Annotated in this window: 1 protein-coding gene; it reads left to right on the top strand. The window is 63.2% G+C overall.

Annotation, left to right across the window (positions count from 1 at the left end; genetic code table 11):
- The coding region (locus KVS69_RS19240) for an AbrB family transcriptional regulator (protein WP_217539558.1) at window positions 1–307 on the top strand (307 nt) is incomplete at both ends.

Below are 307 nucleotides of genomic sequence, written 5' to 3'. Positions count from 1 at the left end.
GCACTTCTGCTCGGGCCGATCGTCTGGGGCGCTTTCCTTGGCATGCGGGGACTGAAGGCCCTCATACCGCGCCCCGGTTACAATTTTGGGCAGGCCGTCGCCGGTGCTCTTATCGCCCTGCATCTCGATCCACAGATCCTTGCCAAGACCGTGGAAATCTGGCCTGTGGTGCTGTTCTTCGTGATCCTGACCCTGTTGCTCGCCTGTGCGGTGGGGCTAGTGGCGACCCGGCTCACAGGCCTCGACAGCGAGGTTGCAATCTGGGGCTTCATGCCGGGCATGGCGGGAACCATGATCGCGCTTGCCC

The sequence above is a fragment of the Stenotrophomonas sp. GbtcB23 genome (genome assembly GCF_019091045.1).
GTDB classification, from domain to species: Bacteria; Pseudomonadota; Gammaproteobacteria; order Xanthomonadales; family Xanthomonadaceae; genus Stenotrophomonas; species Stenotrophomonas rhizophila_A.
The sequence above is the reverse complement of the archived record's forward strand: the minus strand, read 5'-3'. Positions and strand labels throughout refer to the sequence as shown.